Consider the following 19444-nt stretch of genomic DNA (forward strand, 5'->3'; position numbering starts at 1 on the left):
CGTGTTCTGGTTGACCCAGTTCAATGCCTGCACAAAGACATCCATCGTCGCGTCCAATTTGGCGGCTTGCGACTGGGCTACCTTGAGCTTGCAGGAGACGGTCAGGACTTGGGTCATGGTTCTATTGTAACCTCGCATTCCTCCCGGCACTGACCCTACGGGTACAGTGCGGGGCTCCTGCGATTTCTAGCTGACTCTATAGAAAAGAAGATGGGAATTTCATGAATGCTAGAAAGGGATCCCCTGCTTGCTGCAGCTTCACAATACCTAAACCTCAAACAAAAAAAGACTGGCAGTGTGAGGTCTACCAGTCTGAGTCAGTTCCCTGTGAGTGAGCTGATGCCGTCGTTGCCAACGTCTTCAACCCGATTCCCAGTTTGTGTTGCTTTTTGCCATTTCGAAGTGATTCAGATCACTTGAAACTTGAGGAGCCCGCAGCTTTGGCGAGCACTCCTGTCCTGATTTCTTCGTACAGGGATCCCCCATCCCCACCCCTATGAACCCTGAGGCGACAAAGGGAGCATCTCAAAACAAAGGCAACTGCTCCTCTTCCACTGGGGCAAGGCTTGAAGATCCCAGCTCCTCCCAGTTGGGGGCCCAGTCTTGTAAAGGATCCACATATTCCTCCAACAACCGGCGGGCAGCGGCCAGCAACTCATTGTGCAAGGGGGCCAGATCGCTGCGGTCGGCCAGATACTGCTCCAGAGCCGTCAGGGGCTCAAGTCGGCTGGGATCCCATCCCGGCAGACGGATGCGGCTGGGGCTGACCACTTCTGGGGCGATGGTGTAGCTAAAAGCAGGGGCAAGAGCGTTGTGCAGAGCCCGCTCATCAATGCACTCTAGCTGGTCGGGCCGTATGCGGTAGATCAACCGCAGGATAGAGCCGGCCACGGGGGCCTTGGCGATGGCGGCCAGCAGCTTGGACTGCGCCTGCTGGGGTGGATCTGCGCTCAGATCCAGGCGAATGGTGTGAAAGGTACGGGTTGGCAGGGGCAAAAATTCATAGCTGGCCCCCGTAGGGGTGACTTCCACCAGCACACAGCCTTTTTCCTCTTTTTCTTCGCCAAAATCCACCCGCTCAATGCTGCCGGGATAGAGCATCAAGGGATCCCGACACAGCACCTGGTGACGGTGTACATGCCCCAAGGCAACATATTGATAGGCAGGCCGAGCCAGCAGCGAAAGGGGCACTGTAAATCCTCTGCCCACCGAAAGATGGCGTTCTGCTCCGTAGCGGGCTGTCTCCACCATGACGTGAGCCAACAAAATCGCCGGGATCCCTGGCTGCAGGGTGCGGATCTCCCCTTCTAGGGCTAGGCGGAGGCGCTGCAGGAGCTGATGCGCGAGGATTTCCCCTTCAAGCGCCAAGCTTTCCTGTTGGGCGAGTAGAGCAGAGCGACTCAGCCAAGGTAAAGTGGTCACCTGCACCGGGCCACCGCGAGTTTCGATCCGATGAGTTTCCAGTCTGTCCCCCACAATAAAGCCTGAGACCCCCAAAGCGCGGTAGATAGCCAGGCTGTTGCCTCCCTGTCCCTGCCCGTACTGATCGTGGTTGCCCACCAACAGGACGGTTGGGATCCCTGCATCGGCCAGGCGGCGAAACTGTTGGGCAAAAAGCTCTTGATGGAGAGGGGGGGGTGTCGCATCGGGGAAAGCATCGCCCCCAAACAACACCAGATCCACCGCTTGGTTGAGAGCATGGTCAATGCACAAGCGCAAAGAAGCTACAAAATCTTCCAAACGGGTATTCAGGCCGGTAGCTGGGTTAATGTGGCCGTAGGCGAGACCACTGCCCAGATGAATGTCGGAAAGATGTAGCAACCTTACCATCTTGGGCGCTCTTGGAGACTTTGCAGCTCTCCCATCTGTTGGGATAAACCTTGCCGTTCGCGTTAGCGGGACGGAGTCCTTTGGTTGTCCAGAATGGCAAACCCAGGGTTGAACAATCTTTGCTTAGGCTTGGCGACGGGGCCTGGCTCGATCCAAACGCAGAGGCCGGCCCATGAATTCCTGCCCGTTCGCGCTCTCAATAGCTTCATCTTCCTCGGCCTCGGTTGCCAGATCCACAAACGCGAAGCCTCGTGTCTGACCTGTCTCTCGGTCTATCGGGATTGTAACCGACTTAACGTTCCACCTCTGCTGGAAGAAAGCTTTCAGTTCTTCTGTTGAGGCTTTATAGTTTAGGTTCCCCACAAAAATGGTCATGGCAATTCAAGCAAAGTAAGTCACCAATCAGCAAGGGTGGCAACAAAGCTCCAGAGTACTTCACTTCTATCATGGAGCCTTGCTAAGTCGCACAACGTGAAAGGATGTAAAGGGATCCCTGCCGGAAAATCTTCCCCCTTCCCCATCCAAAATGCACCTTTGTCCAACTTGACGGGCCTGTACTTTTTCTGCCACTGGGTTGAGGTTCTCTGCCCTCGCCTCGGCCAAGCTCCCTTCCGGCACGTCGAGATCCGGCATCTTGTCACGTTGTTGCGATTTGTTAAGATATGTATTATCCTGCTTGCACTACCTGGCCAGATCTGCGCTGTTGGAACTCTCTGCAGATCCCTCGACCTGAGTACCCTGAGGTGATAATGATGGATGAAACGCTAGAGCTCTCTTTGGAGCAGCAATTTCGCCAGCGGGCTTTCGAGACCTTGGTTTCTCGCATGAGCCCCGAGCAGGCCAAAGACATTTTGGTCAAACTGCACAAGCAAATGCTGCTGCAGGAGGCCACTTACCGCCAACTGCTGCGTCATTCCCTCAGCGCCTGATGCACGCCCTTTCGCTTCCCACCTGGTGGATTCACGTTGCCAGTGTTTTGGAGTGGATCGCTGCTGTTGTTCTCGTGTGGCAATTTGGGGAGCGAGTGGGCCGGCCCGAATGGCGAGGTCTAAGCTGGGCGATGCTGCCCGCTTTGTCGGGGGCGATGTGCGCGATCACCTGGCACTGGTTTGACAACGACCCCAAGTTGGACTGGGTGGTCACTGCACAGGCCAGCTTGACCTTGCTGGGCAACTGTACCCTGGCTTGGGCTGCCTACCGCATTTGGCGAGCTGAGAGAGCCGACGAGCCTGCACAGGAGGGGGATCCCGACTAGGCGATGAACAGTTTATTTGCCCTCTCTCTGTTCCCTTACTTGGTCTTTTTATTCTTTCTGTCGCGGCTGCGCCGGATCCCACGTTTGGCTTTGGTTGGATTTTGGCTGTTGTTGCTTTTTGTGGCCGTCAGCATCCCGGCAGGGCTGTACGCTCAGATGCACTACGGCACTTCCCTGGCCAATCTGGATCCCTTGCATGGAGGGGCAGAGGCTTTTCTCACCCTCTCCAATATTTTGGTGGCCTTGGGCTTTAAGCAGGGAATTGACCAACAGGCCCAACGACTTCCAGAGGCTGGCGACGGCAACCCTGAGCCATGATCATCCCAAACAGGTCCCTACCCCCTCTTCAAAATCAAATTAAGGAGAAGAGAGTTAGGCAACAGTGGTTTCGGCGCAACTGGGACTGAATGTAGAATAGGGATCCAGGCCTGATACCTGTTGTTATTCTGTGAGATCTGCCAGATGGTGGCTACCCTTTCTGTTGCTGTTCCCAAAGTGAAGCTGAAGCATCCGCCCCTGCACATTTATCGCATGGGGGACAAGGTGCTGCGGCAGCCGGCCAAGCGCATCAGCCAGGTCAACGACGAGATCCGCCAGCTTGCCCGGGACATGCTGCAGACCATGTACAGCTTTGATGGGATTGGTCTGGCGGCTCCGCAGGTTGGCATTCCCAAGCGCATGATTGTGGTGGATCTTTATCCCGATAAGCCGGAGGTGCCACCGCTAGTGCTGATCAACCCGGAGATCCGGGAGTACATTGGCGAGGCCGTTGCCGGGCAGGAGGGTTGTCTAAGCATTCCGGGGGTGTTTTGCGAGGTCGTGCGCCCAGAAGGGATTGTGGTTTCGTTTAAGGATGAAACGGGGCGGCCCCGCACCCTTCGAGCGGACGATTTGCTGGCGCGGGTGATCCAGCACGAAATCGACCACCTCAACGGCGTGTTGTTTGTGGATCACGTGGAAAACGAGCTGGTGCTGGATCAAGAGCTGCGCAAACACGGCTTCCAGATGCAGGATGTGCAACGCAAAGGCAAGCCCTCTGCTGTTCCCCGTTGAAGCCTTTCCAGACCGGTCCGGACGACTGTCGGTTTGGTTTAGTGTTGCAAGCGCTGGGCCAAGAGCTGCTCTTCCAGAGCGGCAATGCGGTTGTAGGCAGCGGTTAACTGGGCACTTAGGCGCTGTATTTGGGCTTCGGGGGCCAGCTCATGCCCCATGCTGCGGTTGCTCACCACGGTGGGTTCATCATCCAGCAGGAAGTTGTGGCTGCCATCTTCCACCAAGTCTGAGATTAGAACGCTGTAACGGGAGGGGGCGGGGGTGTTTTTTTTGGCTTCCTGGGTAGCCAGGAGAACAGCCACCACCTGCTCGGGCATCCGCTCGATGGCAGCTTTTAGCTCCTGTATTTGCGACTCCAGACGCTCAAGGTAGTGCTGCACTGCTTCGCTCATAGCTGCCCCAGTTTTCGACTACCTTCATTGAAAAAGGCAAATTTCTGATCCCCTCTTCTTCCCCCAGATCATTTAACGATTGCTTCCGGGAGGTGTTCCCCGAAACTCCTGGGTTCTCTCACAAGCCACAATTGAGGTGTGCATTTTCCGGAGATTTTGGTTTTCCGGTTACCCATTTCCCAAGCAAAAATCTCTGCAGATGCAGGATGCTGTTCAGGGATCCCGACCGCGGGGCTATACCTTGCCGGTTTTCGCCGTTGCTTCGGCCAGAGCTGCTCTTCACCACCTTCTGGGGATCCCTTTGGAGAAGGAAGGGGGGCGCTTGGTTGTTGCGGTGCAGGCTGAGCCCCAGTCCCTTGAGGCTTGGATCCGGATCCCAGTGGAGCAGGTAGCTGTCTTGGAGAAGGCAACAGCTCTGGCCATTACCCGCTCGGATCCCGGCCCCCACCTGGATCTCACCCGCGACACACCGGTCTGGGCTTGGGTGAGGTTGGAGGAGAGGGATCCCGAGGATCCCCCCTTGATCTTGGAAGCCGGGGAAGGGCTGGGGCGACGCACCGATGGCAGCCCGGCCATTTATGCCTATGCCCGCCGTTTGTTTGAGATCAATCTTTTGCCCGGGATCCCAGAGGGCTGCCGCCTGCGGGTGCGCATCATTTTGCCGGAAGGAAAGCTCCTGGCGGAGCGCACCTCCAATGCCGCTTTTGGGGTGCTGGAAGGGCTGGCCCTGTTGGGAACGCGGGCGGAGGTGGAGCCTTCCTCAAGTGTTGAGAGCTTAGAGCAAGCCCGCCAAGAGCTGCAACAAAAGTTGGAGCGGCACAAGCATTTGATCTTTTGCGTGGGCAGCCATGGGCAGCAGGTGGCGCTGGGGCAAGGGATCCCGGAAGACCAGATCCTGCGAGTAGCCAATTGGATAGGGCCGTTGCTGGTGGAAGCGGCGCTGCGGGGGGCGGAGTCCATTCATTTGATCGGCTACCACGGCAAGCTGATCAAGCTGGCAGGGGGGATCTTCACCACTTCCAGCCACGTGGCCGATGCCCGCTTGGAAATTCTGGCGGCAGCCCTGATCCGGCGTGGGGGAACGGCAGAACAGGCACGGCAAGTGCTGGAGTTGCGGACAGTAGAGGCAGCGGTGCACTATCTGGATGGCCTTGGCTGGGCAGCACCCGTGATGCAGGAGTTGGCTCGCCAAATCCTGGAGCGAGCCACAGGCTATGTGCAAAAGTATGCCGGTCGATCCCTGCTGTTGGCGGTGACGTTGTTCGACCGACAGGGGCAAATCTGCGCCCAGGTGGGGATCCCTTTCTCCTAATCCCCCAATTCGGGATCCGGTCGTACCCGCACCCCCATCTGGCGCAGCAGGCGTAAAGAGTTTTCTGGCCCATCGATCATCTGCTGCTCGTTGATCCAGTAGGTGGCAATGCCCAGGTCTTCTAGAAATCGCACATAGGGATCTGGCGGTGGCCCATCGAAAACGGCGGCCTTCTGAACGGAAAAGCCCTGCTCGATCCAAGGGCCGAGGGCAAAGCGCTCATAGTAGAGCAACTGTCCCACCACTTCCTGCAAAGCCTCTGCCGCATCCTTGTGGTGCAGGAGCTTCACTTCGGCCAAAAGCAGATGCCCGTCCGCCACGGCCAAAAAGTCAAAGGTATGCTGATCCTCCCGGACTTCCAATCCTGCCAGGCGGAACCAGCGGCGAAACTGGTGCAAGATCTCGTTGTGGCGCTCGCTGCGCTCCAACTGACGTCGACGGCGGCGTTCTGCCATCAGCGGGTCTGTCCCGGCGCTGTGAGGGATCCCACTGCTGCGGAACTGGGGCGGCTCATCGGGATCCAAAACCACCTTGCCCCCAGCAGGTTGATGCAGGAGGGGCGGCATCTGGGGCAAGAGTTCTGTGGATCCCCACTCCACCTCTGGCTGCTGAGCCCAGGTAAGCAGGTGTCGATTCAAGGGGTGCTCAGGGTGGGTGTCGAACAACAGGTGCAGTTGAGACTGGCTAAACTGAAAATCCAGACGAAATTGCTCGACGGAGAGGCTGCTCCGCCCCTTTTGCAAAGTTTCTTGGCCAAAGTAAAGCATCACCAAGAGCGGGTAAATCGGCAGCGGACGATGGGAGGGAATGAGCATCGCCCACATGTCATCCGTCCAGTGGGGGAGCAGGATCTCGGCCTGTTTGCCTTTGCCCACCACCTGCAACATTTTGGGGTGTCCCGGCTGCCAGCCACAGGGGTGATCGTCAAAGCCGCAAGTCTGTCGCCCTTGATCCACGCTCAAGGGGTAGCGCCCATCATAAAGGCGGAAAGGACAGAGATCCCGGTCTTCGGCCAAAAAGCGCTCGTCTTGCCACAAATGGGCCGCCAAGGCATGACAGCCGATCCCTTCCTGGCTGTTGCAGGCTTTGAGCCAGCGCCGTTCCGCCAGTTTCCCGCCCACTTTGCTCGGGGCCAGGGGCCGGATCAAACCGTTTTCCCCCTGGTTGAACAGAGGCCACACCAAAGGCTCGCCGGTTTCGGGCAAGGTCGGTAAAAGAGGGTGGGTTTTGCTGTAAAACGGGTCGCAAATGCGCTGGGCCACTTGCTGCAAGGGTAATCCGCGGGGGGATCCCACCCAAGGCAGCAGGGATCCCGATCCGGCCTGAGCGCGGTGATACTGGATGGCCAGGGCCACCTCCAGCCCTATGGGACGCAGTTCCGGCGTGAGCTGCCGGTAGCGCTGCAGCAGCCGGGAAGCCTGCACAAACAGGTCGTAGCGCCGAACGGGAACTGCGTCAGCCATAGTGTTGCAGGAAAAACTCCCCACTGCCTTGGGCAAGAGCTGGTACAGACAAGCACCATGGCCTCAAGAAATGAGACCTTGGCAACTGTCTCTGCAGACCCTGACCTTGCCGAGGATATCGGGCCGACACCCATTCCCCTTGGCGTCAGGTCAGTAGTCAGTGTAGTGGAGAAACCCAGGCGCGAGAAGATGTTGCCACCTGGCGGCAGGTTGTGGGAAAAATGCGCAGCAGGCCCTAGCGTCGCGGCCACCAAGGAAACCAAGGAAAGGGAAAGGGGCGCTCTGTCTCTGCATCGCGGTCGTACTCCGTAGGTCGGCCTGTATCCCCCTGAATCACCAAGCTGCCCACATAGTCGGCCTCTCGGTAGACGCGGGCAATTTGATGGTGGATTTGGGCCATGTCCTCGGCGGAGACCACGCCATTGTCGGTGGCTTTGTAGAACTGGATCGTGACCCGAATGGGAAAGCGAGGATCCCGCTCGATGTCCAGGTTGTTGATCTCGGTGAAGGGGCCCTCTACCCCTCCATGTCCGATGACAGCGGCTTCTACATTGCTGAGGCCGGCCAGGCCGGCTGCGGGTCCGAAATTGACAGAGATATCCTCAACTTCCCTTCGCGGCGGCTGCCGCTGCTGGAGAGGTACTTGGATCACCATCACCAGGTTCAGGGCTTCTTCTGCTACTTCCGCCGAATGGGGATCTCTGGGGGTTGGGTTGGCGGCTTGCTCGGCCCGAAAATCGCTGAGGCGCTGCCCGGTGAGGCTGGCCCGTTCACCGTTTTGATTGAAGAAAAGGCGCTGGCCCCAAATAGCCTCGCCCACCCTATCTTCGGTGCGGTTCTCGATCACCGTAATGCTGGTGCCCTCGCGGGTGGCCAAGATTGCCAGCACGGCTGGGTTGCCGGGATAGGATTGGTAGTTGAACAACACCGGGTTGAATTGGGCAGAGCCCCCGGCAGGGATGGGCAAAAAGGCAGCTTGGGCGCTCACCAACACATGGCTATCCCGTGGAGCCAGCAGGGAGTTCCGGTTGCCGGCCCAAGAGCCGGGATCATGTAAGTAGCGGCGCAGATTCCCCAGCAGCTCTCGCAGCGACACGGGTTGTAGGGGTTTTCCTTTTTCATTGCCCACCAGCACCTGCAGGCTGTCGAGGGGCAGGTCGGCAGACAGATCGGCAAAGTTGGGGTAGCGGATCACCGGCATCAGGCTCAGCTCGTAGTGACCCGTTCTGGGGTTGAGCTGTTGTACCTGGATGGTCATGTCGCTGATGTTGGGGCCAAGGGCAGATCCCTTGTGGCGTCCGGTATCTTCCCAGGTGATGTTGACGATATCCAGCCCATACTGCTTTGCCAAGGCTCGCGCTTGCGGATCCCAGGTCATGGAGATCGTCCGGTCGATGACCTGCCTGTAGGCCAAGTATTCCGCCCACTCTGAAGGAGTGGGGGAAGAAAGGGACTGGTGGAGCGGAAAATCCATAGGGGTTGCCTGCGAGGTGGACACCATCAGTGTAGGGACGAGGGCTGCTCCGGCCAGGGAAATGCCCACCCAGCTCAGTGAACTCAGCAGCCAGGGGATGGGGGCGCGCATAGCAATATTCCTGAGGATTGGAAATTGGGGGACTATACCCTGACAATAGCTCCCAAAAGGGGAGAGGACGTGGCGGTTTCACTTTTGGCAACCCCATGCTTTTGCCGGGATCCCAGGCCGCCTGGGCTACGATAAAAGGCTGTAGCACCCTTTCGAATCATTCCAGATCATGGCCAATATCCGCCGGGATCCCGAGGTCAACGCTTCTGTGGCTTCTGTAACTCCAGCTTCTCCAGAGCCTCAGGTGCAGGTTCAGTCTTTGCCGCTGCATGTCATGTTCCGCCTGGGCCTGTTTCAAATGGGCTTGGGAATGATGTCGCTGCTCACTCTGGGAGTGCTGAACCGCGTCATGATCGACACGGATCTGCTGGCCATCCCGGCAACGGTGGTGGGGGGATCCCTGGCCATGCACCAGTTGGTCTCCCCGGCTCGGGTTTGGTTTGGGCAGCTCTCGGATGCCAAGCCCCTGTTTGGCCTGCATCGCACCGGCTATGTGCGTCTGGGATCGGTGCTGTTTGCGGTCTGCATCTTCCTGGGGGTGCAGGTGGTGTGGGGTTTGGGGGAGAGCTTTGCGACCACGGGTTGGTCTGGAGCCACCTATGGCTGGATAGGCTTGGCCTGTTTGATGTTTGCCCTTTATGGTCTCTGCCTCAGCGCCTGCTCCACACCTTTTGCGGCTCTGCTGGTGGATGTGTCAGAGGAGGACAACCGCTCTAAGTTGGTGGGGATCGTCTGGTCTATGTTGATGGTGGGGATTGCCGGCGGGGCCATTGGCTCGGCAGTTCTGCTGCGGGGCTTGGATCCGGACAACCTGCAGAGCACCATTAATCGCCTCTTCATCATCATTCCAGCCGTGGTGATCCTGCTGGGGGTGGTTGCCACCTGGGGGGTGGAAAAGCGCTATTCCCGCTACGGATCCCGTTCCACCCTGGCCGGACGGGAAGACCAAATCACCCTTGGCACGGCCATCAAGGTGCTGACCGCCAGCCGCCAAACCCTGATCTTTTTCGGCTTCTTGGTGTTGATGACCATGGGCCTGTTTATCCAACAGCCGATCCTAGAACCCTACGGCGGCGAGGTGTTTGGCATGACGGTGGCCCAGAGCACCCAGCTCAATGCCTTTTGGAGTTTGGGCATTTTGGCAGGGATTGTGCTGACCGGATTTTTCATCGTGCCTAAGCTAGGCAAGCAGACAACGGCTCGTCTGGGCTGCCTGCTGGTGGCCATCTCTTTTGGGCTGACCATTGCCTCAGGGTTTACAGGCAATCCACGGCTGCTGCAGCTGTGTATGATCCTGTTTGGCTTGGCTTCTGGGATCACCACCAATGGCGCCATTACCCTCATGTTGGATTTGACGGCAGCGGAGACGGCAGGCACCTTTATCGGGGCTTGGGGACTGGCCCAGGCCATGTCCCAGGCGGTTTCCACCTTGCTCGGCGGGGCTTTGCTCGATCTGGGGCGCATTCTCTTCCCCACTTCTTCAGTGCTTGCCTATGCCACCGTCTTTGGGGTGGAGGCAGCGGTGATGTTGCTGGCCGTGTATTTGCTGGGACGGGTGAGCGTGGCCGAGTTTCGCGAAAAGACCAACCGTGCGCTGACCCAGGTGTTGGCTCTGGAGCTGGAGGGCTAGCAACGCAGAGCTGGCTCGTAGTGGGGGCAGCCCTGACAGGGCCCGCTGGGGTTGACGGCACAACGCAGCAAGGGCGAGTGAGCATTAAACCGACAGGAGGGATCCCCCAGGAACCTTCCCACTTCCTGAGGTGGGGTGACCGAACGCACCAGGGCGCGGATCCCACACAGGTGGTATTTGCCTTGCCAGAGCCGGTAGGAATGACGCTTTTCCAGAACCAGGTAGTGCTGCTCTGCCAGTTGGACGTAGGTGCCCGGATGGGGACTGCTCTCCCAAGGGCATTCTTCCACCACCTCTCCCGAATCCGCGTCGATCCACTGAATGGGCAAGGTCGGGTTGATGGAAGACATGATGGAAGACATAAGGCGCAAACGGAGCCAGTTTAGGGCAGCAGACTACAAAATGATGGACTGGGCTTGACTTGTGATTAACAAATTGTGCAACTTTTTCCGGCAACACTGAGTATGGCTGGTACAAATGTTCTCTCTTGTGTGACCTGGAGCCTGCTAATCTACAGAACTTCTACAAAGTTAAGTTAGAAAAAGCTGTACTCAGTGTAATGGATTTTCTGCGGCGGGCGGAGAACGGGATAGGTTGGGCCTGCGGCGGCGAAAAGACGGATGCTTCGACTAGCTGTTGGAATGGGCTTGGCGGGCCAGTTGGGTGAGAAAAGCCAGAGGATGACGGTTTTGGAGCTGCTGCCTAATCCGCTCTTGCAGGATTTCCTCTTGCCAGGGATCCCCGGAAGACAGCCACTCTAGGTAGCTGAGCCCCGCCACCCGCGTCAGGTAGGCCCCCGTCACTGCCTGCAGGGGGATCCCCATAACCATCAAGGGGCTGGCCTTGAGCAGAGAGCCCAAAGCCTGAGTAGCCAGCTCCAGCCCCCCCAGTTGCACCACCATTTGCGCCAAACTCTGGGCAATTTGCTGGGCCCGGCGTAAGGTAATGCGTCGGTCAAACACCTGGTGCAGTTCCCCGATCATGCGTGCCTGAATGGCCACTCCTGCCAGCACATCCAAAGCAGGAAGAGGGTTTGCCGCCAGGGCAGCAGCGGTGGCCCACTGCATCCGTTCCACGATCTGGCGACCCTGTTGGCGACGTTCTTCTTGGAGGGCCTGCTGGACGGCTTCGCTGAGAGTTCGGGTTTGCAACAAGGCATTGGCCAAGCGCAGGTGGGATCCCTTCTGCTGCAGCAGTTGAGCCATTTGTTGAATGAGGGCCTCCGTATCGGGGGGCTGCGGCTCCCAAGTTTCCCGCACAGAGCCATCTTCGGAGTAGTAGCGAACCTTCAGGGGTTCTGGATCGGCGGCGATGGCCACCACCTGTTCGGCGGGGATCACACCGGCAGTGCGCCGGCGCAAATGGGTCAAGATGGTCTCCACATCCTCCGGCAGCATCTGATCGGTTTTGTTGAGGGCCAGGATGGTGGATTTGCCCAGCCGGGCCAGCTCCAGCATTTCGGCATATTCCGAAGCCAGCAGGTCTCCGGCCACCACCAAGATCAGCAGATCCGCCTTCTGGGCCAGGGCGCGGGCTTCCGCTTCACCTGCTCCCCCAATCGTCAGCAGCCCAGGTGTGTCGGTAAGGGAAATGGGGCCGTTCCAGCCCTCCAATTGGTAGGTGTGGATGGATCCCTGCTGGGTGGTGCCCAGGGTGGGGGCTGTTTCGCCCACTGGTCGGCCCATCAAGGCATTGATCAACGAGGTCTTGCCGGCGGAACTGGTGCCGAACACCACCAGATGCAATTCCTCCTGGTTAAGCCGCTGATTGATCTCTTGCAGCTTGGCACGCAGGGCACGGCGACTGATGTCATTCTGCAGCTTCTGGATCAGGCGATCGGCATCTTCCAGATCGGCTTGCACCTGATTCCGAGTTAACTTAACCCGCCGCAGCGGTTGTGTCCGCTGGTTTGGAGTACTTTGCCGTCGGCCAGCCTGCTGCCACCAATGGCGCGCTGCCAGACCTGCTGCTGCTGTCCCTCCCAGGATCCCGGCCACTGCCAGATCCGCCAGCGGCAACGAATGGGGGGCGATAAAGCTATAGATCCCGCTAACCCATTGCAGATATTGGCTCAGGGCCGCCAAACCCAGCCCTGCCCACAACCACACCCAAGTGGAGCGCGACAGCACCATCCCAACCCACAGCCTGCCCAGATCTCCAGATCAAAAAGCCAAAATCGACCGGTCATCCCAGAGGACAGCCCCCGCTGTCAACTGAATCTGCAACCGCTTCTCCAGCATAGGGCTTGCTGTAGCTGAGCATACAATTTTGTCAAGAGTTTTGCTGGGGATCAGCCACCCGCAAGTAAAAGAGGAAGGGGAAGCAGGAAGTCAAAAGCGCCCTCAGCTCAACCGGCCCAATGAGCCAGGGATCCCCTCTCCCAAAATCGCCGGCGGCTCCAGCGGTGCCGGCAAAAACTCGCCCCCGCGATAATCCAACAGCTGTGCCAGCAGCAAGTAGCCCACCCCCAGAGCAATGGCCAGGATCCCTGTAACGATTGCTACCCACTTAGGCCGCTCCACGCTGAATCTCCCCAATAAAGTGCTGGATCTCGATGCTTCTATGATGCCCGAAGTGGTGGCCCAATTCCTAACGCGGCGGGATCAAGACTGCATCGATGACGTGGATGATGCCGTTAGAGGCTTGAATGTCTGCCACAACTACCTTGGCGTTGTTGATGCGGATCTGTCCTCCCTCGAGGGTGACCGTCACCGGGGATCCCTGTAAGGTCGCCACCTGCTGGCCGGCTCTGAGGGCGTCGGAAGGGGCCAAACCGGGAACCACGTGATAGGTGAGAATACCCCCCAGAGACACCTTGCCCCAGAAGTGGCTGCCGTAAAGTTCGGTATCCTGGGGGCGTGATTGCTGGAGAGGAGAAAGGCCATGAACGGGATCCCGTCGTGGTTGCGGCAACTCCGCCGCTGGCTGCCCTGGGCTGCTCTGCTTCTCATTCTGGTCTTGATCGGCTACTGGGTGGGTCCTCGGCCCAGAGCCTACCCCCAAGAGCCGGAGCTGCCCACCCTGGCCCCTCTGCCGCAGCACCCCCGCATCCGGGTGGTGTTCAACCAAAGCCGCGAGAGCACCTATCGGGATCCCTATCGCCAGATCCGCCGCTATGGCTACAACCTGGAAGAGTTCATCATTTCCCAGATTCGCTCCGCTCGGCAGTCGGTGGATATTGCCGTGCAGGAGCTGAACCTACCCCTGATTGCCCAGGCTCTGGTGGAGCGGCGGCAGGCGGGGATCCCTGTGCGTTTTATTACTGAAAACACCTACGTGCGAGCCTGGCACCAGCTCACCCCTGCCGAAGTGCGGGCGCTGGACGAGCGCAGCCGTCGCAAGTTCGAGGAGTACCGCAACCTGGTGGATGTGAACCGCGATGGACGGTTTTCTCCCGAGGAGATTGCCAGCCGAGATGTGTACGCCTTGCTGGATGGGGGGCGGGTGCCCTGGCTGGATGATACCGCCGATGGCTCCAAGGGCAGCGGCCTGATGCACCACAAATTTGTGGTGATCGACGGGCAAAAAGTCTTGACCGGATCGGCCAATTTCACGCTCTCTGATATTCACGGGGACTTTGATGCCCCCGACAGCGTCGGCAATGCCAATCACCTGCTGCTGCTGGATAGCCCCGAGCTGGCCCGCCTCTACACCGAGGAATTTGATCTCATGTGGGGCGATGGTCCTGGCGGCCTGCCCGATAGCCGCTTCGGCGTGCAAAAGCTCAAGCGTCCCCTGGAAACGGTGTACCTTGGCGATGCCATTGTGGGGGTTCACTTTTCTCCTGCCAGCCGCTCCTTGCCCTACGAAGCCACCTCCAACGGCATCATCGCCGCCGCCCTGGCCCAAGCCCGGCGACAGGTGGATCTGGCTCTGTTCGTCTTTACGGATCCGGGCATTGCCAACCAGCTCAGGCAACTGCGCCAGGAGCGTAACGTGGAGATCCGCGGGGTGTTCGATCCCGGCTTTGCCTTCCGCGACTACAGCCGCACCCTGGAGATGTGGGGGCTGTTGCTCCCCGACGAAAAGTGCCAGGTGGAGGCGGCGCGCCTGCCCTGGACGCTGCCGGCCCAGTCTGTAGGCATACCCAACCTCGCCCCCGGCGATAAGCTGCACCATAAGTTTGCCATCATCGATCCCGGCACTCCTCAGGCCACGGTGATCACCGGATCCCACAACTGGTCGGTCTCGGCCAACTACCTCAACGACGAAAACCTCCTGATCATCCGCAATAGCCGAGTGGTGGATCACTTTGTGCGGGAGTTCGACCGGCTGATGGCCGAGGCCCGTTTTGGCCCCAGCCGCCGCTTGCAACAGCAGGCAGAAGAGGCGTCCCGTCGCTGCCCCAACCCCGTCCCCGTTGCCGCTTCCTTGCCTGAACCGGAGCCGGAGCTGCTGGAAGTCGAGGTCGTTCTTCCTCCTGAGGCGGGATCCCCTTCCCCGTCGGTTGCTTTTCCGGTGGCGTCTCCTGGGGGATCCCCTCGCGTTAACCTGAATACGGCCACGGCGGCGGAGCTGGAACAGTTGCCCGGCATTGGCCCCGCCCTGGCGCAGCGCATTATCGAGGCCCGCCCCTTCTCCTCTTTGGAGGATCTGCAACGGGTCAATGGCATTGGCCCAGCCCGGATTGAGCAACTGCGGGATCGGGTAACCTGGTAGGAGTTAGCCCCCTCTTGGTCAGGTTGAGGGCGCGGAGTGCTTTCGGAAGTTCATCCCAGAGCAGCTCCTAAAGGGCCTCTCCCCTCGAATAAACCCCAAATTAAACCCCAAATATAGTCATTTCAGTTCAAACCAGGACACTGCACCCACGCCTAAAATGTTGGTCGCATCGGCGTTGCAGAGCAATAATGCAGGGGGCCAAAAGGCTTTTCAAGGACTCCGTCCCGCTGGCGCGATCAATGGCCCAGGTGTCTCACCCTAATCTGAAACGACTATAAATCAGGGATGCATAAGTCTATTCAGAAAGCTCCAGAAACGCTCCCATGCGGCGAAACTTTTGGTAGCGCTCCTCGCGCAATTCTCGCCCGCTCAGGCTAGAAAGTTCCTTGAGATGCCTGAGAAGAGCCTCTTTGAGGGTTTGAGCAGCTTCCAAGGGCGCGCGGTGGGCACCGCCAACCGGCTCTGGCAGGATCTCGTCGATCACCTCCAGTTGCAGCAGGTCTTGGGCGGTAATGCGCAGGGCTGCCGCCGCTTGGGGAGCCTTCTTGGCATCCTTCCAGAGAATAGCCGCGCAGCCTTCCGGCGAGATCACGGAGTAGACGGCGTGCTCGAACATCAGGATGCGGTTGCCCACCCCAATGGCCAAGGCTCCGCCCGATCCCCCTTCGCCGATGACAGTGCAGATGATGGGGATCTCCAGCCGGAAAAGGGTCTGCAGGTTGGTGGCAATGGCCTCTCCTTGGCCCTCGGCTTCCGCCTTAACGCCTGGGTAAGCCCCCGGCGTATCGATGAAGGTGAGCAGGGGCAGGCCGAAGCGGTGGGCATGTTCCATTAGCCGCAGGGCTTTGCGGTAGCCGGCGGGATTGGGCATCCCAAAGTTGCGGTGGATGTTGTCTTTGGTGTCGCGGCCCTTTTGGTGGCCGAGGATCATCACCGGCTGCTCCCCCAGCTTGGCCAACCCGCCCACAATGGCTGGATCGTCCTGGCCGTGGCGATCCCCGTGCAGCTCAAACCAGTCGTCACAGATGGTCTGTACGTAATCCAGGGTGGTGGGGCGGCGGGGGTGACGGGCCACCTGGAGCCGTTCTACCGGCGTGAGCTGGCTGAAGATCTCACGGCGCAGCTCTTCGGCTTTGGCTTCCAATTGGCGAATCTGCTCAGAAGCATCGATGTCGTTTTCTTCTGCCAAGGCCCGAATTTCCTGAATCCGTTGTTCTAGGGCGGCAACAGGCTGCTCAAACTCCAGCAGCAGGCGGTCGGTGGACTTGGTCATGACCGGTTGGCTAAATTTCGGGAGCGTGCTGTGACCGGCAAAGGCTGCACAGATTTGGGGATGGGACTTTGATCTTCTCACATGTGGATCCCGTAGGCTAGAGGGAGCAATCCCCCTACTGCCCAAGAGGGATCCCTTGTCTGCTTCTGTCTCTTCTCCCCCTTCACCCCTTCCCCCCTGGCTGCGCTGGGGGGTGGTGGGATCCGTCGTTTTGGCCATCGCAGGGGGCGCCTTTTGGCACTACGGGCGGCCCGAGCGGCAAATCCGGGCCCACACCCAGAGATTGCTGCGGGCGGTGGAGCAGCGCAACTGGGATCAGGTGGAGATGTTGGTATCTGAGGCCTATAGCGATGGTTGGGGCCTGAACAAGCAGCGGGCGCTGGCCTACAGCCGCGAGATCTTCGGCCAATTTTTTCGCTTGCGCCTCCAACCCCAAGCGCTGCAGGTGCAGCTCGACCTAGGGGATCCCAGTCGCCAAGGACGGGCCACCCTCTGGTTTGTTATCGAGGGCTCCGGCGGCCCCTTGGCCAACCTGACGCGAGATCAGGTGAATGCGCTGGAGCAACCCTTCCAATTGAATTGGCAGCGACGGGGTGGGGATCCCTTTCGCTGGGAGCTAACCCGCGTGGAGAATCCAGAGCTGCAACTGCCCCTTCTCCCTTCTCAAGAACAGGCAGGCCAGAGATGAGGGTCGAACACCAACAGAGGGAGCTGACCTTCAACTGGCGGGATCCACTGCACAATACCCCTTTGGCGGGCCTGAGCTGCATAGCGGCTGGGGAGGGCTGCAACTGGGAGGATGTCAGGCGGCGCAGGCTGCCGAGTGAGGGCGTTTCCCAGGTATTGGCCAAGTCGGATGGGCCGGGCCTGCCCTAGGTCAGACTCCAGTGGACTGACCTCCCCACAGCTCTTGCAGATAAGCCTGGCAGCGGCGCAGCAGTTGCCGACTCTCTTCAAAACTGATCTGCTCCAAGGCTTCGGGGTAGGAGCACCAGCGGTAGGCGGCCACCTCCTCTGGTTGCACCTGTAGCTCAGGGGGAGGAAATTGGGGCGGCAGCAAGGCCACGTAGTAGGTAACGGTTTTGGCCACTCGGTTCCCCTCTGGATCCGTAAAGGTGTAGGCTTCCTGCAGCGTCAAAGGGTCAGACTGGCCGGGCAGGGTCAGAAGCTGGTAGTCGGTCAAGCCGGTTTCCTCTCGCAATTCTCGCTGCGCCGCCTCCAGGTCGCTTTCGGAGCTATCCTTGTGCCCTTTTGGGAAAGCCCAATGCCCCTTCTGGTGCTGGATGAGCAGATACAAATGAGAAGAGCCCAGTCTGGGAGCTTCCTGGGCGGGTGGGTGGGGCAGGATGGGGATCACCCCATAGGCAGCATCTATCAGCATTGGGGAGCTAATCTCCAAAGAGTTTGATGGCTGGCGGCTTAGGAGCGAAGACCTCGTTGGGATCCACCTGCGGGCGCTCTACCCCTTGCAGGGGCGAGAGGGGGCGACCGGTGTCGAATTGGAAGAGATAGATGGGCAACTGGCCATTCCCCAGAGGCAAAAGAGCTAAAGTATCGATTTGGGTCAGGGCGTTGCGGCTGGTGGGTCGGGTTAGGTTGAAAGCAACGATTCGGTCTTCCAAGGAATTGTCCGGGCTGGAGCGCCGGCCCAGGCCAATGCTGAACTGCTGGTTGCCCTGCTCATCCACTCCCAAGGCCCGCACATCTCCCAACTCCGCTTGAGGAGCGCTCCCCGGCAGGCCGGCTACCACCGGCGGCGCATCCACCGGCGGCTGCGAAGGCAAAAAGCGCAACTGCGTCCCTTCTGGCAAAATGCGGTAGTCCTGGTAGTCATGCTGGATGGACAGGGATCCCCTGAACACGCGGCGGTTCAGGCCCTCCAGGGTCCAAAAGCCATAGCCCAAATTGATGCGGGTGCTCTCCGGCAGCCAGTAGCGCTCCCCTCCCTCGGGAGCTGGCACCGCCGTAAACCCCATCAGGACATAGGCCTGCCCCCACACCCCCGACAAAAACAGCAACACCTGCCGCGGCAGCCCCGACTGCGGATCCAGCCACAGCTCCCGCAACTGGCCTTCCTGAATGGGCTCTAGGCGCAAGTGCTGGACAGGGGATCCAGCCAAATCCACCCGTTCTGAGGAGAGGACGCGGTAGCGGCTGGGATCCGCCTTCAAGTAAAAGCTCACCGAGGGCAAGAGGGCTTCCGGTCGGCTCACATACACCGAGTACAGCTGCAGCAGATCCGACTGGTTCACCACTTCCAATTGGCGCGAATCCAAGAGGCGGATGCGATCCCCTTCGGCTACCCAAGCCTGCCAACTGCCGTCGCGGCGGTAGAGCACATCCAACGTGGCTGTGAAGGTTTGGGATCCCTCTACCCGCACCTGCTGGCGATATTGCAAGTTGGGCAAAGGGGGCAATTGCTCTAGAGCGGCGTTGTAGCGCTCCAGCCAAGCTTGGGGATCCTGCTTAGGGCTGGCAAGAGAAGAGGGATCCGATTGGGCCAAGGCCGGATCCCCTGACGGCAGACCGACCAGTCCCGTTGCCAGGAACACCACCCCGCCGAGATAGCCCCAGCCTCGAAGGGATCCCTGCCACTTCCTGAATTGGGACTGTTCAGGGAACATCAGCTCACCTCGCAACCCTGCTCTTGCTGCCCTTCTTGTCGCTGCTTGTGCCCGGATCAGAGCGCTTCCCACACCTGAGAGAAAGCGTTCGGAAGGGATCCCTACTCTCTGCCCGCCGATTGAGTACGCCTATTCAATGGAAATGGATTGGGGGCCGTTGGAGCGACCGGAAGGCGGGGGCTCCTCCACCCTCAGCCCCTGGGACTCCAGCCAACTGCGCAAGGGATCCTGCTTCACATCCAAACGCAGCAGGCCGCTGAGAAAACCGCCACAAAACGGAACAGGATTGCTCAGAAAGGTCTTCCAGACCTCATTCATCTCCATAGCCGCAACACCAACCACCCCCCCAATCCTAGCAAGGCCGGCAG

The 19444-nt window shown here is 59.3% G+C and carries 23 protein-coding genes and 1 pseudogene; 9 read left to right on the top strand and 15 right to left on the bottom strand.

Features of this window, described 5'->3' with window-relative positions; genetic code table 11:
• The 4 genes and pseudogenes from NW828_RS08460 to NW828_RS08475 all read right to left on the bottom strand — a co-directional run.
• Positions 1-117 (bottom strand): annotated as a pseudogene (locus NW828_RS08460) (RNA-guided endonuclease TnpB family protein); the annotation flags it as partial.
• A gap of 408 nt (positions 118-525) precedes the next feature.
• Complete coding sequence (locus tag NW828_RS08465) at positions 526-1830, bottom strand: metallophosphoesterase family protein (protein WP_414383207.1); 1305 nt, start codon at positions 1828-1830, stop codon at positions 526-528.
• A gap of 123 nt (positions 1831-1953) precedes the next feature.
• Positions 1954-2205 carry an RNA recognition motif domain-containing protein gene (locus tag NW828_RS08470; protein WP_011434316.1) on the bottom strand — a complete coding sequence of 84 codons (252 nt, stop codon included), beginning with the start codon at positions 2203-2205 and terminating at the stop codon, positions 1954-1956.
• Positions 2206-2274: 69 nt separating this feature from the next.
• Positions 2275-2463, bottom strand: a complete 189-nt coding sequence (locus tag NW828_RS08475; RefSeq protein ID WP_414350215.1) for a hypothetical protein — start codon at positions 2461-2463, stop codon at positions 2275-2277.
• A gap of 119 nt (positions 2464-2582) precedes the next feature.
• Here NW828_RS08475 and NW828_RS08480 point away from each other — a divergent pair, with 119 nt between their 5' ends.
• The 4 genes from NW828_RS08480 to def all read left to right on the top strand — a co-directional run bounded on the left by NW828_RS08480 (position 2583) and on the right by def (position 4138).
• Positions 2583-2759, top strand: coding sequence for an NblA/ycf18 family protein (locus NW828_RS08480; RefSeq protein WP_041437678.1), 177 nt, complete (start codon positions 2583-2585; stop codon positions 2757-2759).
• Positions 2759-3085 (top strand): DUF2499 domain-containing protein, encoded by a 327-nt coding sequence (locus tag NW828_RS08485; RefSeq protein ID WP_414383209.1) that lies wholly within the window; start codon positions 2759-2761, stop codon positions 3083-3085. The genes NW828_RS08480 and NW828_RS08485 overlap by 1 nt, the downstream gene beginning before the upstream one ends.
• Before the next feature lie 3 nt (positions 3086-3088).
• Positions 3089-3403, top strand: coding sequence for a DUF3593 domain-containing protein (locus NW828_RS08490; RefSeq protein WP_414383211.1), 315 nt, complete (start codon positions 3089-3091; stop codon positions 3401-3403).
• A gap of 144 nt (positions 3404-3547) precedes the next feature.
• The gene (def, locus tag NW828_RS08495) at positions 3548-4138 is read left to right on the top strand and encodes a peptide deformylase (protein WP_414350211.1); all 591 of its coding nucleotides are present in this window, start codon (positions 3548-3550) and stop codon (positions 4136-4138) included.
• Between the two features lie 38 nt (positions 4139-4176).
• On the opposite strand, the gene NW828_RS08500 is transcribed toward def, so the two are convergent.
• Entirely contained in the window at positions 4177-4530 is a 354-nt protein-coding gene (locus NW828_RS08500; RefSeq protein WP_414350209.1) for a hypothetical protein, read from the bottom strand.
• A gap of 199 nt (positions 4531-4729) precedes the next feature.
• Between NW828_RS08500 and cbiD the strand changes: the two genes are divergently transcribed.
• Positions 4730-5842 carry a cobalt-precorrin-5B (C(1))-methyltransferase CbiD gene (gene cbiD / locus NW828_RS08505; protein WP_414383213.1) on the top strand — a complete coding sequence of 371 codons (1113 nt, stop codon included), beginning with the start codon at positions 4730-4732 and terminating at the stop codon, positions 5840-5842.
• On the opposite strand, the gene NW828_RS08510 is transcribed toward cbiD, so the two are convergent.
• A complete protein-coding gene (locus NW828_RS08510; RefSeq protein ID WP_414383215.1) occupies positions 5839-7305 on the bottom strand; it encodes a hypothetical protein in 1467 nt (488 codons plus the stop codon). The two genes, cbiD and NW828_RS08510, sit on opposite strands and share 4 nt — an antisense overlap.
• A 235-nt stretch (positions 7306-7540) precedes the next feature.
• Positions 7541-8890 (bottom strand): hypothetical protein, encoded by a 1350-nt coding sequence (locus tag NW828_RS08515; RefSeq protein WP_414383216.1) that lies wholly within the window; start codon positions 8888-8890, stop codon positions 7541-7543.
• 169 nt (positions 8891-9059) lie between these two features.
• On the opposite strand from NW828_RS08515, the gene NW828_RS08520 reads away from it, so the two are divergent.
• Positions 9060-10520 (top strand): BCD family MFS transporter, encoded by a 1461-nt coding sequence (locus NW828_RS08520; protein ID WP_414383218.1) that lies wholly within the window; start codon positions 9060-9062, stop codon positions 10518-10520.
• On the opposite strand, the gene NW828_RS08525 is transcribed toward NW828_RS08520, so the two are convergent.
• The 4 genes from NW828_RS08525 to NW828_RS08540 form a co-directional block, all read right to left on the bottom strand.
• The gene (locus NW828_RS08525) at positions 10517-10882 is read right to left on the bottom strand and encodes a DUF6464 family protein (protein WP_414383220.1); all 366 of its coding nucleotides are present in this window, start codon (positions 10880-10882) and stop codon (positions 10517-10519) included. The two genes, NW828_RS08520 and NW828_RS08525, sit on opposite strands and share 4 nt — an antisense overlap.
• A gap of 267 nt (positions 10883-11149) precedes the next feature.
• Entirely contained in the window at positions 11150-12652 is a 1503-nt protein-coding gene (locus NW828_RS08530) for a DUF697 domain-containing protein (protein ID WP_414383222.1), read from the bottom strand.
• 210 nt (positions 12653-12862) lie between these two features.
• The gene (locus NW828_RS08535) at positions 12863-13042 is read right to left on the bottom strand and encodes a hypothetical protein (protein ID WP_414349732.1); all 180 of its coding nucleotides are present in this window, start codon (positions 13040-13042) and stop codon (positions 12863-12865) included.
• Between the two features lie 67 nt (positions 13043-13109).
• Positions 13110-13433, bottom strand: coding sequence for a fasciclin domain-containing protein (locus tag NW828_RS08540; protein ID WP_414383224.1), 324 nt, complete (start codon positions 13431-13433; stop codon positions 13110-13112).
• Here NW828_RS08540 and NW828_RS08545 point away from each other — a divergent pair.
• Positions 13404-15179: a phospholipase D-like domain-containing protein gene (locus NW828_RS08545; RefSeq protein ID WP_414383226.1), complete on the top strand. Its 1776-nt coding sequence runs from the start codon at positions 13404-13406 to the stop codon at positions 15177-15179. The two genes, NW828_RS08540 and NW828_RS08545, sit on opposite strands and share 30 nt — an antisense overlap.
• Positions 15180-15474: 295 nt before the next feature.
• On the opposite strand, the gene NW828_RS08550 is transcribed toward NW828_RS08545, so the two are convergent.
• Positions 15475-16452 (bottom strand): acetyl-CoA carboxylase carboxyltransferase subunit alpha, encoded by a 978-nt coding sequence (locus tag NW828_RS08550; RefSeq protein WP_414341981.1) that lies wholly within the window; start codon positions 16450-16452, stop codon positions 15475-15477.
• Positions 16453-16588: 136 nt separating this feature from the next.
• On the opposite strand from NW828_RS08550, the gene NW828_RS08555 reads away from it, so the two are divergent.
• Complete coding sequence (locus NW828_RS08555) at positions 16589-17140, top strand: hypothetical protein (RefSeq protein ID WP_414383228.1); 552 nt, start codon at positions 16589-16591, stop codon at positions 17138-17140.
• Positions 17137-17328, top strand: coding sequence for a hypothetical protein (locus NW828_RS08560; RefSeq protein WP_414383230.1), 192 nt, complete (start codon positions 17137-17139; stop codon positions 17326-17328). The genes NW828_RS08555 and NW828_RS08560 overlap by 4 nt, the downstream gene beginning before the upstream one ends.
• Before the next feature lies 1 nt (position 17329).
• Here NW828_RS08560 and NW828_RS08565 read toward each other — a convergent pair whose 3' ends face one another.
• From NW828_RS08565 to NW828_RS08575, 3 genes are all read right to left on the bottom strand, one after another.
• Complete coding sequence (locus NW828_RS08565) at positions 17330-17833, bottom strand: bis(5'-nucleosyl)-tetraphosphatase (protein WP_414383232.1); 504 nt, start codon at positions 17831-17833, stop codon at positions 17330-17332.
• Positions 17834-17840: 7 nt separating this feature from the next.
• Complete coding sequence (locus NW828_RS08570; protein ID WP_414383234.1) at positions 17841-19076, bottom strand: hypothetical protein; 1236 nt, start codon at positions 19074-19076, stop codon at positions 17841-17843.
• Between the two features lie 129 nt (positions 19077-19205).
• On the bottom strand, positions 19206-19418 hold the full coding sequence (locus NW828_RS08575) for a hypothetical protein (protein WP_414383235.1): 213 nt from the start codon (positions 19416-19418) through the stop codon (positions 19206-19208).
• Positions 19419-19444 lie beyond the last annotated feature (26 nt).

Source organism: Synechococcus sp. W55.2 (assembly GCF_047461635.1).
Taxonomy (GTDB): Bacteria; Cyanobacteriota; Cyanobacteriia; order Thermostichales; family Thermostichaceae; genus Thermostichus.